The sequence below is a fragment of the Arthrobacter sp. efr-133-TYG-104 genome (assembly GCF_030208915.1).
Lineage (GTDB): Bacteria > Actinomycetota > Actinomycetes > Actinomycetales > Micrococcaceae > Arthrobacter.
Window position 1 is genome coordinate 96,537 of the sequence record NZ_JARVTA010000021.1, and the last position, 15,109, is coordinate 111,645.

Below are 15,109 nucleotides of genomic sequence, written 5' to 3' on the forward strand. Positions count from 1 at the left end.
CGCCGCGGTACGAGTGCCAGCAGAGTGGTGGCATGAATCACACAACTTCCGCTGCAGTGCCGCAGCGAGCCGCCCCGCTGGGCGAAGGCCGTTCCACGTTTCCCCGGCGTACCGTGCTTGCCGTCCTGGTGTGCTGGCTGCTGGTCGTTTTCGACGGCTATGACCTGATCGTCTACGGCACGGTACAGGGCTCGCTCATCAGTGACACCGGGTGGGGCCTGACCAAGGCTACGGCCGGAACCATCGGCTCCATGGCCTTTGTTGGAATGATGGTCGGCGCCGTCTTTGCCGGCCGGATAGCCGATACCTGGGGCCGCCGCCGGACCATCATCGGCTGCGCCGCGATCTTTTCCGCCTTCACCATTCTTTGTGCCTTCGCTCCGAATGCCGCGGTCTTCGGCGGCCTACGGCTGCTGGCGGGCATCGGCTTGGGCGGCCTGGTGCCCTCGGCCAACGCCCTCGTAGCCGAGCTCGTTCCGGAAAAATGGCGGTCCACCATCGCCACGCTCATGATGTCCGGTGTTCCCATCGGTGGCTCCATCGCCGCCCTCATTGGTATCCCGCTCATTCCGGCCTTCGGTTGGCCCGTGATGTTCGTAATCGCCGTCGTCGCCCTGGTGGTGGTCATCCCACTGGGTATCCGATACCTTCCGGAGACGCTGGCGCCCGGCAAGGGCGGGACGGCGGCCAAGGGCGGGACCGCGAAGGAAGATGTGGGATTCCGGTCCCTCCTTCGGGCGCCCCATCTGGGCATCAGCCTGCTGTTCGCCATCAGCACCCTGGTGACCCTCTTCGCTTGGTACGGGCTGGGAACCTGGTTGCCCAACCTCATGCAGCTGGCCGGGTACAACCTGGGATCAGCCCTGACATTCGCGCTGGCGCTCAATTTGGGCGCAGTGGCGGGCTCAGTGCTCACCGCGTGGGCCGGTACCAGGTTCGGGCCCATCCCCACAGCCGTCGCGGCAGCGGGCGTAGCAATGATTGGACTGCTGGTGCTGGTGACCGGGCCACCGGTCGCCGTCGTCTACGTCATGTTGGTGCTCGCAGGGGTGGGCACGCACGGCACGCAGTGTCTGATCATCGCCGCCGTGGCCAGCCACTATCCGGCACACCTCCGCGGTACGGCGCTTGGCTGGGCGCTCGGTGTCGGCCGGCTTGGGGCGGTGGCCGCACCGCAGGCCGGCGGGCTTCTGCTCGCCGCGGGTCTGGGCGTCAACTCAAACTTCCTGGCTTTTGCCGGAGCAGCCGCCGCGGCGGCAGTTCTGCTCGCAGCCGTCGGTACCAAAATCAAGAAATCAACAGCAGTAGGAGTTTCCAATGTCTAACCTCAAAGCGTCCACCGATGTCCTGGTAGTGGGCGGCGGGATGGCCGGGCTTGCCGGAGCGCTGGCGCTCCGCGAAAACGGTGCCGACGTCACGCTGGTCGAAGTTGCGCCCGCCTTCGGCGAAGTGGGTGCAGGACTGCAAATGGCCCCCAACGCCTCCCGCGTCCTCAAGCGCTGGGGCCTGCTGGAGAAGGCGTTGGAAATCGGTGTCCAGCCCAAGCACCTGGTGTTCTGTGACGCTATCACCGGTGAGGAACTGACCCGCCAGACCTTGGGCGGTGAATTCGAGGAACGCTACGGCGCCCCCTACGTGGTCATCCACCGTAGCGACCTGCACCGAATCCTGCTTGAGGCCTGCCAGGCCGCCGGCGTCACCTTGGTGAACGACGTCCTGGTGCAGAAAGTGGAGACCGACGGCGACCGGGCCCGCGCTTACACCGCCAAGGGCGATGTGTTTGAAGCCGACGCCGTCTTGGCCGCAGACGGGCTGAAATCCACCCTTCGCGGTACCGTTTCGAATGATGGTCCGGTGAACTCGGCCTACGTGGCATACCGCGGCACCGTGCCGATCACACCGGAAACTCCCGCAGCGGACCTGGAAGACGTGATCGTCTACCTCGGCCCGAACTGCCACCTGGTCCAGTACCCGCTGCGAAAAGGGCAACTGCTCAACACCGTGGCGGTGTTCAAGTCCCCTTCGTTTGAACGCGGCGAAGAGCAATACGGTGGCGTGGACGAGCTCCAGGCAGCCTACAAGGACTGCATCCCCGCTGTTCAGGAAGCCCTGAAGAACCTGGCCACGGGCATCCGCTGGCCCATGTACGACCGCAATCCCATCGATAGCTGGGTTTCCGGCCGGATGGCGCTCATTGGCGATGCCGCCCACCCGATGCTGCAGTACCTGGCCCAGGGTGCATGCCAGGCCCTGGAAGACGCAGCAGTTCTCCAGGACGCCACCCGCGGCCTGGTCTTTACCGACCAAGGCGTGAACCCCGACGCATGGGAGGCTGCGTTCCGGCAGTTCAACGGCACACGCGCCTCCCGCACCGCACGGGTCCAGCGGACCGCGCGGATTTGGGGAGAGTCCTGGCACGTCGACGGCGTGGCACGCGTCCTGCGGAACATGCTGTTCAAGAGCCGTAGCGATAACAACTTCCAGTACAACGACTGGCTCTACGGCCGCAACGAGCCCGGTGTGCCGGCCGAACTGCCGGCCGGCACCAGCCTCGTTGAGGCCTAAACAGCGCATCACGAAGGAGACGTTCGACGGCGGGTGGCTGGCGTGGTAGCGGGCCCGCTACTCGGTGGGCTCGTCCTTCAGCAGCAGCGCGGTCCCTTGGAAAGCGCGCAATTCGAGGAAGAAGCTGCAGAGATCGTCTACCTGGCCTACGTTTTCCCCGCTGAAGAGGTCGTGCACTCCGGCGCCGGGAACAAGGTGCGATGACTGGATGCTGCCGGCGATGTCCTGGTCTGAGAAGTTCAGTACCGTTACCTGCAGGGCGCCGTCGGCAAGCTGGTTGACCATCACCAGCAAGCCCCGGTTGGAAACCTCCGGCACGTCCAAGAGGGTGCTGGTTGCGATCCCGGACTCCTCCCGGACCGTGAGGATTTGCTGCAACCGCCGGGCATAGGAAGCCGGATCCTTGAGTTGCTCGGGCAGCGGTCCGTACAAACTGCGCGCACGCGGCATTCCCGCAAGGGAGGTTTTAGCGTCCGGGCTGGTGCCCATCAGGTCATGCGCTCCACGGTTGATCCAACGGGTGTCGCCTTGGGAGGTGAGCTCCTTGACGGTTTCGCGGTCAAGGGCCGTGATCCCCGTGAGGTCCCATCCTGAGAGCGCAAAAACGCCCGGCTGCAGTGCGTTGTACATGGACAGCAGCACATGGGCGTCCAGCACCTGGGTTTCCTGCTCCGCGGTGATGGCATCAGGGTCCTTGACCCCCAATGCCGCCATGATGAAACTGACCGTCGTGCAGGCGATGCCGTTGGTGGTGAACAGCGCGTTGTACGGGCCGTTTTCACCAGTGAGGCGTTCGCGCAGCGTCTCTTGGACCTTCTCGGCTACCTCGGCGCCCGTCAGTTCCTCCCCGCCAAGCTCGAACACGTCGTCGCGGTGGCCGGCGGCAAAATGAAGGAGTTCGTAGGTGAGTTCGTCATGGTTTTGGAGCGCGTGGACCAGCGATGCCTGATCCACGCCGATGTCCATGGCGAGCTTCAGGGTCAGGCGCAGGAACTCGGTATCGCCGGTCACCAAGGCGTAGTGGTACGCGGGCCGGGTGATGAAATCGTAGGAGAGATCCGGACCGGATTCGGACTGCGTTTTGATGTCGTCGATGGTCAGGTTCAACTCCTGGAAGGAGAATCCGCCAACCTTGCGGATCATGGAGCCGATGAGCTGGTTGGCTGCCTCGGACAAGGGGTGGCCTTCGGACCAGCCCGGCTCCTCTTCCGCGCTCTTCTCGACGCCGAGGAACCCGTTGGCATCGAGGCGCAACGCACCTGTTCCCAAATCAAGCAGCGAGTGCAGTGCATCGCCAACCACCAGGCGCATCCCTGCGAAGGTTGGATCCAGCCAGTTGATGGACGGTTGGCCGGACTTGAAGTAGTGCAGGTAGACCCAGCGGCGCTTCTTGCCGGTGGTGTCCATGATCGCCCGGGTGGCGCTCCAGTTGGTTTCCTTCACGCCGGGTTCGTAGAAGATCACCCGCTGCAAGCGCCCGATGATGTAGCCCGCCTGCTGCAGGGATTTCTCGGCAGCGGGGCTGATGTTGACTGAATCCTGTCCTTCCGGAACTTCGGGCAGGAGGTGCCAGTCCTCTTCCGGGATGTCCACCATGTGGTAGATGCCGGGGTAATCGCGGAAGTTCATTTCGGCCAGGCGGAAGTCGGCGCCCTTTCCGGTGTGCCCGGGAACGATGTCGTCGATCACCGTTCCGCCGTGGTCGGCAGCGACCTCGCACATCTGCCGGAATTCTTCTTCGGTGCCGAAGGCAGGGTCAATGGCCATGCTGATCCGGTCGAAGTGGCCGTCCACACTGGGCGTTTGGGCCCAGCCCCGGATGCCGCCTGCCAACTTCACCGGCCCGGTGTGCAACCCGCGGATGCCGATTTCACGGAAAGCCTGCCAGAGTTCCGGATCGCCCAACGCCGAGAGGAAGGACTGCCCTTGCTGTGTGATGAAGGACAGGGGATAAGCAGTAAACCAGACGGGCGCACGCTCCACAGCCGCCCTTGGATTCGGGCGGGCGTACGAGTTCTGCCACATGCTTGCTTGCCCGGATAGCTGCCGGGCCATGGTGTTGGCGTCTCCGAGCATTGACTGATTGCGGAGCCAGTCCACGTAGGTGGAGTTCAGCCCGTCAAACTCAAGTGACGGTCGAGCGGCAAAAAACTGCCGACGTCGGGCAATGGGTCTTAGCGCTTTGGGCCGGGCAGGGTAGAACTGCTCGTCGAAGGTGATCTCTGCTGGTTCGGTAGCCGTTTCCTCTGGCGCCTCTTGTGGATCCGCGCTTGTCTCTGACACGTTCTCGTTGACTACAGGCTCCCGCACAGCTTTTCTCCTTTAAGTGGTCGCCGCGTCAACGCCGACCGTCCGAGGGGTCGTTCAAGAGGTCACGTACCCGGGCTGGCCCGGACTATTCATGCTAGTCGGCGCGACTGCCGGTTTGTCGAACCCGGGGAGAAGGATCGGCGGTGGTTCGCGTACCCGTGGTGAGCCCAGAATCCATGAATCGGGAGAAAAAACGTTGCTAAGGATGCTTGCCTTTTGTGTAGCTTCTGTGAATATGTAGGGAGCGAAGACGCATTTTCGTCAACGCCACGATAATAAGGAGACTCACATGTTGCTTTGGATAGCCATCATCATCGCCGTTCTTTGGCTGCTCGGACTGCTCGCCAACATTGGTGGCGGACTCATTCACATCCTCTTGGTTATCGCCGTGATCGTGCTGATCGTCCACTTTGTCCGTGGTAGGTCCCGCGTCTAGGTCTTGAGCCAATGACGGACGGGCTGGCCATTTCACTACGGATTGGCCAGCCCGTCTCCGGCCACGCCGCCCATCCCCCGGGAGATCGCAACCCATGAAAATCGTCGTGGTCGGCGGAAGCGGACACATTGGATCGTTCCTCGTCCCCCGGCTTGTACGTGCCGGTCACGAGGTCACCAACCTCAGCCGCGGTAGCACCACCCCCTATACGGACTCTCCCGAGTGGCGGCAAGTTCGCCACGTCACGCTCGACCGCGCCCAAGAGGACCGGGACGGCACCTTCGGCGACTGTGTCGCGGAGTTGCAGCCCGACGTCGTGGTCGACCTCGTGTGTTTTACGCTGCAATCGGCAACCATGCTGGTCAACCGCCTCCGGGACGAGGTGGGACACCTCCTCCACTGCGGGTCCATCTGGCGCTACGGCGCAAGCCTCAAGCTGCCCATCGCAGAAGCGGCCGATTCCGCAGCTGAGCCGCATGACGAATACGGCATCCAGAAGCGCGCCATCGCGCAAATGCTCAAGCAAGAAACGGCGTCCGGGGGACTTGCCACCACGTCGCTGCATCCTGGCCATATCGTGGGGCCGGGATGGCAACCGATCGGACCCTTGGGAAACCTGGACCCCTCAGTCTGGCTGACGATCTCCGCCGGGTCACCGCTGCAGGTGCCCGGCAGCGGTGTGGAACTCATGCACCACGTGCACGCCGACGACGTCGCGCAGGCTTTCGAGAAAGCGATCGGGAAACCGGAGGCAGCAGCTGGGGAGGACTTCAACATCGTCGCCCCCACAGCACTCACCGTTCGCGGTTACGTCGGGATGGCGGCCTCATGGTTCGGCCAAACCCCACAACTTGTGCCTGTCAGCTGGGACGAATTCCGCGAACAGACCACGCCCGAATTCGCCGATTCCAGCTGGGCCCATCTGTCCCGCAACCATTATTTGACCATTGAGAAAGCCAAGACCCTCCTTGGGTATGAGCCCCGGTACCAGCCGGAAGAAGCAGTGCACGAATCTGTGCGTTGGCTCATCGATAACAGCAAGCTCGAGGTAGCAAACCCGCTGGGTGGGAAGGCCGCCCCTTAAGCCGCTCTGGGCAGCGCCATGTACAACAAACACCCAAACCCCGAAGCTTGAAGAAAGCAAAGGGGGTTTCATGTACAAAGCGCCGAGCCGGGACGTTACGGACAGCTGGCTGGACCATGGATTCTTTGTCCTTGGCGGCGCGGCTTCTGTGTGGTTGGCGTTCCTCCTGGTTGGCGAGAGCTTCCACCTTGGCTGGGGCCGGTTGTGGTTTTCCTTCGTGTTCTGGGCATTCCTGGCCTACTTGCTGCTGCCACGGCTACACCGGATCCTGACCGGCATCTATGTCCCTGGCTACTTCATCGGCCGTGCGCGCACCAGCGACGGACTGTTGGGCGACCCCGTCAATGTGGCGCTCCTGGGGACCGAACCGCAAATCCACACGATCATGGGCTCCGCAGGCTGGACCAAAGCCGACGACGTTACGCTGGCCAGCAGCGGACGCATCGTCAGTTCCACTATCCTGCGTCGAAGCTACACTGAGGCACCCGTCAGCCCCCTGTACCTCTTTGACCGTCAGCAGGACTTCGCGTACCAGCAAGAGGTCAACAACACCCCGGGTAAGCGACACCACGTGCGTTTCTGGCGCTGCCCGGACGGGTGGCTACTGCCCGGCGGCCACAAAGTTGATTGGCTCGCCGCCGGGACGTACGATCGCAGCGTTGGATTCTCCCTTTTCACGCTCCAGATCACGCACAAGATCGAGCAAAACACGGACGTGGAACGGGACCACATCGTCCGCACCGTCTCCCAAGCCAACGCGGAGGTACTGGTTCAGGTCATTGAGGACTTCTCCACCGGCTACCACTCCCGCAACGGAGGCGGCGACTCGATCTCCACGGACGGAGACCTGCCCATCATCGACGCCCGACGCGTCCCGATTTCCACAGGGCAGGCACCAAGCGCCACCGACAGCCGCGACAGGCGCCCCGCACCCACCATGATGGGAGCCGCGCTGGTCGCCGGCAGGGCCATAGCGGCCTTCGGACTGGTCATGGCCCTACTGACAGGGAGCGACGTCACCTTTGATAACCTCACCGACCCGGGAATGACGACGGCGGCTCTCGCCGTCGTCGTCGCTGTGGTCCTCCTCTTCGGACTAGGGGAGGTGTTCCTGGCATGGCGCGTCTTTTTGGGCAGCAACGGTGCCCGGGTCATTGCAATGACCCTGAGCTCCGCTTCGATCCTGCTGCAGGCTGTTGACTACTCCACGGGCACCATGCATATCTCCCTGGAAGCGGGCTTGGCCGGCCTGGCCACGGACATCCTCGTGCTTCTGGCCCTATCCAGCCAAAGAGCCAGGATTTTCGCGAAACGCCAGCGCGTCCCGGCTGTTCCGGCGTCGGTGGTTTCCCGACGGGTGGCGTCCTGACCTGCTCTTCGCAACGCCCCGGCTGGACCGGCGGGCAGAACGTCCCGATACCAACGCTTAAACCAAAAAGCTCCGGAGTGCGTTATTGGGGGATACGCACTCCGGAGCAGCCTTTGAGCAGGCGCTTTCGCGGTCCTGCAGTAACCACTCTACGGGCCCCCGGACTGCATTGCCACCACCTCGAATTACTACTTTCGCTTTAGTTTCCCGCGGCGTTTCCGGCGGTGCCCGGGGTTGAATAATTTTCCCTGATCGTATTAAAGTCTTGCTACCGAAACGGCATGGGCCATGTAGCCCGGAGAGGAGGAGCGCATCACCGCTGACCAATCCAAGCAACACCGTCCATATCCGTCGAAAGCCCCTCCTGAGGGGCTTTCCCTATGTCCGTAACCGTTGCCAGAGCCCCGCGCAGATGGTTCCATGGGGTTCATGGCTACCCCTGAGAGTTATGTCCTCGCGATCGGGACCAAGAAAGGCCTATGGCTTGCAACGAGCCCGGACCGCAAAGACTGGTCCCTCTCCGGCCCGCACTTCCTGATGAGCGAGATTCCCAGCATCGGTATCGACACGCGGGAAGGCAAAACCCGGATCATGGTGGGCGTTCGGTCCGAGCACTGGGGGCCTACCGTCGCCCATTCGGATGACCTGGGCGCCTCCTGGACTGAACCGGAGCACGGCGCCATCACCTTTCCAGAGGGCACCGACGCCGCACTGGAACGCATATGGCAGATCTACCCCGATGCGGAGTCCCGGCCTGGCGTTGTCTGGGCTGGCTGTGAGCCAATCTCCGTGTGGAAATCGACCGACGGCGGCGAGCACTTCGAGTTGAACCGGGGACTGTGGGACCACCCCCACCGCAGCGACTGGGGCGCCGGCTACGGTGGTGCCGCTGCGCACTCGATCGTGGTGAGCCCTTCCGGTGAAAACGTCCACATTGCCATGAGTACCGGTGGCGTGTACCGATCGCTCGACGGCGGCGCCTCCTGGGAGCCGCGCAACAAAGGCATCTCGGCCTACTTCATGCCTGATCCGCAACCCGAGTTCGGCCAGTGCGTCCACAAGATCGCCGCAGATGCCGCCGTCGAGGGTCGTTTGTACGCACAGAACCATCACGGCGTGTACCGGACCGATGACAACGGCGAGAACTGGGATTCCATCGCGGAAGGGCTGCCTGCCGATTTCGGTTTCGTCATGCTGACCCACCCCCGCAGGGAGGGCACCGCCTGGGTCATCCCGCTGAAGGCCGACGGTGAACGCATACCGCCGGGTGGAGTCCTGGCCGTCCACCGGACGGACGACGCCGGCAGCACGTGGAAAGAGCTCCGGACAGGCCTTCCTGAGCGCGAGTACAACGCGGTTCTCAGGGATGCCGCAGCCGTGGATACCGCCGAGCCCGTCGGCGTCTACTTCGGCACCCGCGGCGGGGCTGTCTATGCAAGCGCGGACGAGGGTGAGACCTTTACTGAAGTCGCAGCACACTTGCCGGACGTGCTGTGCGTCCGCGCCGCCGTCGTGGTTGGAGACCGCAGCGGTTCCGCTGTGGATGGTGCAGAAACCCGGGCCGCCGCTCCGGTACCGGGGTAGCGGGGTCGTGGCTGACTTCACGGTCCTGTTGCCCGGGGTGCTGCAACCGCTCGTCGGCGGACAGTCCTACCTGACTGCGTCCGCCGATGGCGTGGTAACTGTTGGGGCGTTGCTGGATTCGGTGACCGGGGATTACCCGGTGCTGGCCAGGCGCTTGCGTGATGAGACCGGCGCGCTACGCCGTTACGTGAATATATACGTGAACGGAGATGAAGTCCGGCGGTTGAAGGGCCTTGGTACTGAGGTGCATCCTGGCCAAGAGATCCTGATCATGCAGTCCGTGGCCGGAGGCTGAGCTGGGGCAGTCTGTCAGGCCGCGCTGTTGTTGACCCGCCACACGCTGCATTCATCGGTATTGATGGCCTTCCGCATCCCGGAAGCATGGTCCATGATCCAGATGACCCCGATTCCCGGGGCCGTTTCCTGAACACGTCCGCGGCGGACCACCACGTCATCGTAGGCCGGACCCACCGATAGGCGGGCTTCGATTTCGTCACCGCGGTGCAATTGGCTGATAGCGCGTATGCGTGTTTTTTGGGTAGTGACTTCCTTCAGCATGAGGTCCTCCTGGCTGGAGCCGGCGCCCGCACTTGCGGGCAATTCCAGTGTGGCGCGGCATTGTTGCCGCCGTATTTCCGCTGGGTTAGGGTCTAGTTAGCTTTCCGCGATGCCGGGATTACGACGCCGGCAGGCTGGCCCGCGCGCTTACCCCCGGACCGGCAGCAGCGGTTGTACCCTGATCTCGGTTCTTGAGACTCACAGGAACCGCTGACTCCGTCCCAGAGGAGATCCGATGGATCTTTTGCGGCGATCAACCGCGCTCTCCGCAGGCCTGGCGGTCTTTGCCGCAGGCCTTCTATTTGTCCAGGCCCCGGCAACTGCCGTTCCTTTGCCGGGCCCGACCAATCCCAATGTTAAATTCTTCCCGGGCACGCCCCACTCCGAGCATGTTTTCGAAACCCCGCTCGGGCAGGCCCAACCGCTGCAGCAGCAGACGTCCCCCATGAAGTCTGCTCCGCTCAGCAGCGCTGCCCCGTCGGGGCCAAGCGCTGCCCCCTTGGGCCAAGGCGGCGCAGCAGCTGGCCCCAACGGCGTCATCAGCATCCGCCTGGTGACTGCGAAACTTGCGGACAACACCAACCCGGTCTCCATGCCCGATGCCGAAAAGGTGGTTGCTTCCACCAGTGGTTACTGGCAGGCCATGACGAACAACCGGCTGTCCATGACCGTCACCAGTGAAGTTCCGGAATTCCAATCCAAGGCCAGGTCCACGGATAGCTACGGGACCATCATCTCCACGATTTCCAGTGAACTTTCCTGGTCCTCCAGCCCGTACTCGGCCATGGTCATCATCATCCCCACATCATCGCTTTCGGGTGGTGCGCTCGGCGCCGGCTACAGCAGCGGCAGCTACAGCGGGCGGGTTTTGCTGCCGCAGATCAGCAAGTTCAGCAACAACGTGATGTCCCACGAATTCGGCCACGTCATTGGCCTCATGCACGCTGACGCCCTCCAGTGTGGAAGCGGAGCCCCGGACGTCGGCACGGACAGCAACGGACAGTTCACGGATCCTTCGTGCTACATCCGTGAATACGGAGACACCACCGACCTTATGGGGGCAGCCCAGCACGCGCAGCCCGTGGTCAGCTCCACTTTTTGGGACTACGCCGGGTTGGGCCGGGGTGATGAAATTCGCGACGTCGGTGTTGCCACGGGCTCGCAGACCTACACCCTGACGCCTTGGGGCGGGACAGCCTCGCAGCGGGCCGTTAAGTTCACGGACCCCGTCAGCAAGGAGGTCTACTACCTGGAGCTCCGGGAGCCCGCCGGGTATGACGACTACCTCCGGTATGGCCCTTCCGGGAATATGGGCGTGAAAGTTGCCCAGCGCGGTGGTGCCACGATCGCGTCGTCGTTGATCCTGATGCCATCCACCAAGCCCTTCCCTGAACAGTGGTACGCGAAGAACCAGACGTGGCAGGCCGGGAGCACGTTCACCACTTACACGGGCACGCAGGTGACCATCAACTCGGTCAGCGCCACGTCAGCCAGCGTCACGATCAACGCCGACCCGAAATTGAAGGCCAGGATGCGGTTCTCCGCAGGCGACTTCAACGGAGACAAGCTCCCTGATGTCATCTCCCGTGAAACCGACGGATCGCTGCTGCTCTTTGCCGGGCTCCCCGGCAACCGGCTCGCCGATCCCGTCCAAATCGGCACCGGATGGGGCATCTTCAACGCAGTGTTCGGCACGTCCGACTTCGACGGCGACGGATTCCCGGACATTCTTGCCCGCGCCAGCAACGGCGCTCTCTGGCTGTACCCAGGTGACGGCAAGGGCGGCTTCCTGGCCGCCCGCCAAGTGGGATCCGGGTGGCAAGGCTTCACCAATATCGTTGGGGTGGGCGACTTCAACGGCGATGGCCACAGCGATGTGGTGGCCTCCGCCGTCGACGGAACTCTTTGGCTGTATCCGGGCGATGGAACCGGTGGGTTCCTGGCTGCCTCGCAGATCGGTCAGGGCTGGGATGTCTTCAAGAGCCTCGCCGCGGCCGGTTCGTTCGGCGGCGGCACGGCGGGCTTGCTCGCCACGGCCACCGACGGCACCCTCTATGTCTACCCCGGCGACGGTAAGGGTGGTTTCTTGCCGCGTGCCGGCGTCGGCAGTGGTTGGGCCGGAGTGGGCGACCTCGTGAGCGGCCAGGACTTCACCGGCGACCAGGTCACCGACGTGTTGACAGCATCCTCGACCGGAACCATGCGACTGTACCCAGGCAACGGAAGCGGTTTCGCGGACCGGCTGCCCATCGGCACAGGATGGAACCAGTACGCGCAGGTCTGGGAAGCTGGCGACTTCAACGGCGACGGCGTCGCGGACGTCCTGGCCCGTGGCACCGACGGAGCCCTGTGGCTCTATCGCGGCAACGGGTCCGGGAGCTTCCTGCCACCACTCCAGATCGGATCGGGTTGGGACATGTTCACGGCGGTGCTGAGCACGGGCGACTTCGACGGCGACGGGCATCCCGACCTCGCAGCGAGGGACGCGCAGGGCAACCTGTGGCTGTACCCGAGCGACGGTAAGGGTAACTTCCTTGCGCGAAAGCAGATTGGCACTGGTTGGCAGAATTTCACCGCCTTGTTGGCTCCGGGCGACTTTTCCGGTGATGGCAAGGCCGACATCGTGGGCCGTGCCCCGGACGGCAGCCTGTGGCTCTACCCGGGCAACGGCACGGGAGGATTCCAACCCTGGCGTCAGATCGGTACGGGCTGGAACATGTTTAACTCGGTGGTCCAGGGCGGCGACTTCAACGGCGATGGCAAGGAAGACGTCATGGCCCGCGGAACGGACGGCTCGCTCTGGTTGTACCCCGGTGATGGCAGGGGCGGTTTCCTGCCTAAGGTTTCCTTGGGCTCCGGGTGGAACATGTTCACCTCCTTCACGGCCCTCGGAAACGCGTTCACCGGCACAGGAGCGCCGTCGGTGGTGGGCGTAGCCGGGGACGGTACGTTGCTCCTCTACACGGGGAACGGATCCGGACGTTTTCAGCCGGTGGTGCTCGCGCCGCGGTAGCTTGTTCTCAAGCTTGAGAACAAGCTTGAGAACACCGAAAAGCCCGGTATGCCAGAAGGCATGCCGGGCTTTCCGCGTACAGGGGGCACCCAAGCCCAGCCCCGTTAGCGTGCCGTCATGATGCAAGCACTCCGTGACGTGAGCATTCCGCCGCCCATCCTGTCGGTGTCACCTGGACTTTCATGCGCCGCCGGCAGGCGGTGCAGTAGCGCGGCGGCTCCATTGCCAGGCGTTCGCCGCAGCGGCCGTGAACGTCCGACGCCGGGCCGGAGCCGCCGTCGAACGGCTCGCCGCAGTGCCCGCAAAACCCGGCGGTGTCTGTCGAAACCGCGTTCATAGCGTCTTCTGGAGTTCCTTAATCGGCATGTTCAAATCCACCAGCAGGTTGAGGTCGGCGGTGGCGGGCCGGCCAAGCGTGGTGAGGTAGTTGCCGACGATGACTGCGTTGATGCCCCCGAGGAGGCCCTCGCGAGTGCCAAGGTCCCCGAGGGTCAGTTCGCGTCCGCCGGCATAGCGCAGGACGGTTCGGGGCATGGCGAGACGGAACGCGGCGATGGCACGGAGTGCATCCTTGCCGTCCATGATGCCCTGGTTTTCGAGAGGGGTTCCGGGGCGCGGGTTGAGGAAGTTCAAGGGAACCTCGTGCGGTTCCAATGCCGCGAGCTGGGCGGCGATTTCGGCGCGCTGCTCCAAGCTCTCGCCCATGCCGATGAGGGCTCCGCAGCACAGTTCCATGCCGGCCTCCTTGACCATGTTGCAGGTTTCGAGGCGTTCCTCGTAGCTGTGGGTGGTGACCACTTTTGGGAAGTAGCTGCGAGCAGTTTCGAGGTTGTGGTTGTAGCGGTGGACGCCCCAGCTGGCCAGCTGGTCCACCTGCCGCTGCGTGAGCATGCCTAGCGAGCAAGCGATATTGATGTCCACTTCCTCGTTGATCCGGTCGATTGCGAACTTGATCTGGTTCATGAGCTTGATATCGGGACCACGGACGGCGGCAACAATGCAAAACTCGGTGGCTCCGGTGGCTGCGGTTTCCTTGGCGGCCTTGACCAGTTCGGGGATGTCCAGCCAGACGCCGCGGACAGGGCTGTCGAACAGGCCGGACTGGCTGCAAAAATGACAGTCCTCGGGGCAGCCGCCGGTCTTGATGGAGATGATGCCCTCGACTTCGACATCCTCACCGCAGTGCTTTAGACGCACTTCGTGAGCCAGTTGCAGGGCGGCGGGAAGGGCAGTGTCAGGCAGACGGAGGACCTCCTCAAGCTGTTCTTGGGTCAGGCCGATACCTTTTTCAAGGACCTGCTGGCGGGCGGCCACCAAGATTTTGTCGCTTGCTTCATCGCTTGTTGCAACTGTTGCCTGAGTCGTCATTTATTGTCCTTCGCGCTTGCCGGCGGCAGAAATGCCTCGTAGCAGACGATAGTTTTTAGACAACGAAAGAATTTTGTTGGATGTCTACAATACGGGGCGCCAGCGCCTTGGTAGGGGCTGTTCAGCATGCAGGCCTGGATTCACGGGCACCAATAGCGGTGTACGCCAACCAGCTGAGCGGGGCGGCTTCTGATCAGCCTTTCGAACCGTCAACGATCGTTGCGGTCACCACACACCGCTCGGCACCTGCGCCTTTTCTTGACGGATGAAAATTTCACATCGGCCGCGTCGGGCGCAACCATTCGGGAATTCCGAGTCCCATCATTGGTCAGCGAGGCTGTTGGCAGTTGTGGACGGTAACGGGCGCGAGCAATGCTCGACAAACAAAGACAGCTCCAACTCTGAGAGTTATTGAGTGCGGAGTAGCCTCTTAGGGCCTAGCCCCAAGGTCACTCTTGCAACACCTTCATGCGTCCGTATAAGGCTCCTTGGACGGGCAGTTAGAGGGTCGGCGTCAGGAAAACACCAAGTTCAGCGCGAGCAACAGGATCCCGGTGGAGAAGAGCAAAACGCTGAAGCCAGTTCCAAGAGATTCCATAGCCTTGACCTGTCGTTGCTCTTCATCCTGCTCGGGTCGGTTCCGGTTGAACGTCGTCATGATGGTCTGGTATTGAAATCGCGCTATGGCTTTACGGAATGTAAACCAAATAGCAGAGACGAGAAGGAGTACCAGCCCAAATCTGTTGGTGTTTGCGGTGCCCGTAGATTGTGTAGTTTCACGACATAGTTCACACGTGAGTCGGGACATCGTTCTCAGGTGAC

General features: G+C 62.9%; 13 protein-coding genes. 8 read left to right on the top strand and 5 right to left on the bottom strand.

What is annotated here, in order from left to right:
* The first annotated feature begins 32 nt into the window (after positions 1 to 32).
* Both QRN04_RS14970 and QRN04_RS14975 read left to right on the top strand, forming a co-directional pair.
* Positions 33 to 1,325 carry an MFS transporter gene (locus QRN04_RS14970; protein ID WP_284976816.1) on the top strand — a complete coding sequence of 431 codons (1,293 nt, stop codon included), beginning with the start codon at positions 33 to 35 and terminating at the stop codon, positions 1,323 to 1,325.
* Positions 1,318 to 2,565 (top strand): FAD-dependent oxidoreductase, encoded by a 1,248-nt coding sequence (locus tag QRN04_RS14975; protein ID WP_284976817.1) that lies wholly within the window; start codon positions 1,318 to 1,320, stop codon positions 2,563 to 2,565. The genes QRN04_RS14970 and QRN04_RS14975 overlap by 8 nt, the downstream gene beginning before the upstream one ends.
* Before the next feature lie 57 nt (positions 2,566 to 2,622).
* Here the strand turns inward: QRN04_RS14975 and treS are convergent, their stop codons facing one another.
* Positions 2,623 to 4,875: a maltose alpha-D-glucosyltransferase gene (treS, locus tag QRN04_RS14980; RefSeq protein WP_284976818.1), complete on the bottom strand. Its 2,253-nt coding sequence runs from the start codon at positions 4,873 to 4,875 to the stop codon at positions 2,623 to 2,625.
* Between the two features lie 289 nt (positions 4,876 to 5,164).
* Between treS and QRN04_RS14985 the strand changes: the two genes are divergently transcribed.
* The 5 genes from QRN04_RS14985 to QRN04_RS15005 all read left to right on the top strand — a co-directional run bounded on the left by QRN04_RS14985 (position 5,165) and on the right by QRN04_RS15005 (position 9,643).
* Positions 5,165 to 5,311, top strand: a complete 147-nt coding sequence (locus QRN04_RS14985; RefSeq protein WP_284976819.1) for a lmo0937 family membrane protein — start codon at positions 5,165 to 5,167, stop codon at positions 5,309 to 5,311.
* A gap of 94 nt (positions 5,312 to 5,405) precedes the next feature.
* Positions 5,406 to 6,395 carry an NAD-dependent epimerase/dehydratase family protein gene (locus tag QRN04_RS14990; RefSeq protein WP_284976820.1) on the top strand — a complete coding sequence of 330 codons (990 nt, stop codon included), beginning with the start codon at positions 5,406 to 5,408 and terminating at the stop codon, positions 6,393 to 6,395.
* Between the two features lie 70 nt (positions 6,396 to 6,465).
* Positions 6,466 to 7,764, top strand: a complete 1,299-nt coding sequence (locus QRN04_RS14995; RefSeq protein WP_284976821.1) for an LssY C-terminal domain-containing protein — start codon at positions 6,466 to 6,468, stop codon at positions 7,762 to 7,764.
* A gap of 420 nt (positions 7,765 to 8,184) precedes the next feature.
* The gene (locus QRN04_RS15000; RefSeq protein ID WP_284976822.1) at positions 8,185 to 9,348 is read left to right on the top strand and encodes a WD40/YVTN/BNR-like repeat-containing protein; all 1,164 of its coding nucleotides are present in this window, start codon (positions 8,185 to 8,187) and stop codon (positions 9,346 to 9,348) included.
* Between the two features lie 7 nt (positions 9,349 to 9,355).
* A complete protein-coding gene (locus QRN04_RS15005; protein ID WP_284976823.1) occupies positions 9,356 to 9,643 on the top strand; it encodes a MoaD/ThiS family protein in 288 nt (95 codons plus the stop codon).
* Between the two features lie 14 nt (positions 9,644 to 9,657).
* Here QRN04_RS15005 and QRN04_RS15010 read toward each other — a convergent pair whose 3' ends face one another.
* Entirely contained in the window at positions 9,658 to 9,906 is a 249-nt protein-coding gene (locus QRN04_RS15010) for a hypothetical protein (RefSeq protein WP_284976824.1), read from the bottom strand.
* Positions 9,907 to 10,141: 235 nt separating this feature from the next.
* Here QRN04_RS15010 and QRN04_RS15015 point away from each other — a divergent pair, with 235 nt between their 5' ends.
* Positions 10,142 to 12,919, top strand: a complete 2,778-nt coding sequence (locus tag QRN04_RS15015; protein ID WP_284976825.1) for an FG-GAP repeat domain-containing protein — start codon at positions 10,142 to 10,144, stop codon at positions 12,917 to 12,919.
* Positions 12,920 to 13,034: 115 nt separating this feature from the next.
* Here QRN04_RS15015 and bsaP read toward each other — a convergent pair whose 3' ends face one another.
* The 3 genes from bsaP to QRN04_RS15025 all read right to left on the bottom strand — a co-directional run bounded on the left by bsaP (position 13,035) and on the right by QRN04_RS15025 (position 14,945).
* On the bottom strand, positions 13,035 to 13,256 hold the full coding sequence (gene bsaP / locus QRN04_RS18235; protein WP_502868806.1) for a biotin synthase auxiliary protein BsaP: 222 nt from the start codon (positions 13,254 to 13,256) through the stop codon (positions 13,035 to 13,037).
* Positions 13,253 to 14,287 (bottom strand): biotin synthase BioB, encoded by a 1,035-nt coding sequence (gene bioB, locus QRN04_RS15020; RefSeq protein WP_284976826.1) that lies wholly within the window; start codon positions 14,285 to 14,287, stop codon positions 13,253 to 13,255. The genes bsaP and bioB overlap by 4 nt, the downstream gene beginning before the upstream one ends.
* Before the next feature lie 514 nt (positions 14,288 to 14,801).
* Positions 14,802 to 14,945: a hypothetical protein gene (locus tag QRN04_RS15025; protein WP_284976827.1), complete on the bottom strand. Its 144-nt coding sequence runs from the start codon at positions 14,943 to 14,945 to the stop codon at positions 14,802 to 14,804.
* Positions 14,946 to 15,109 lie beyond the last annotated feature (164 nt).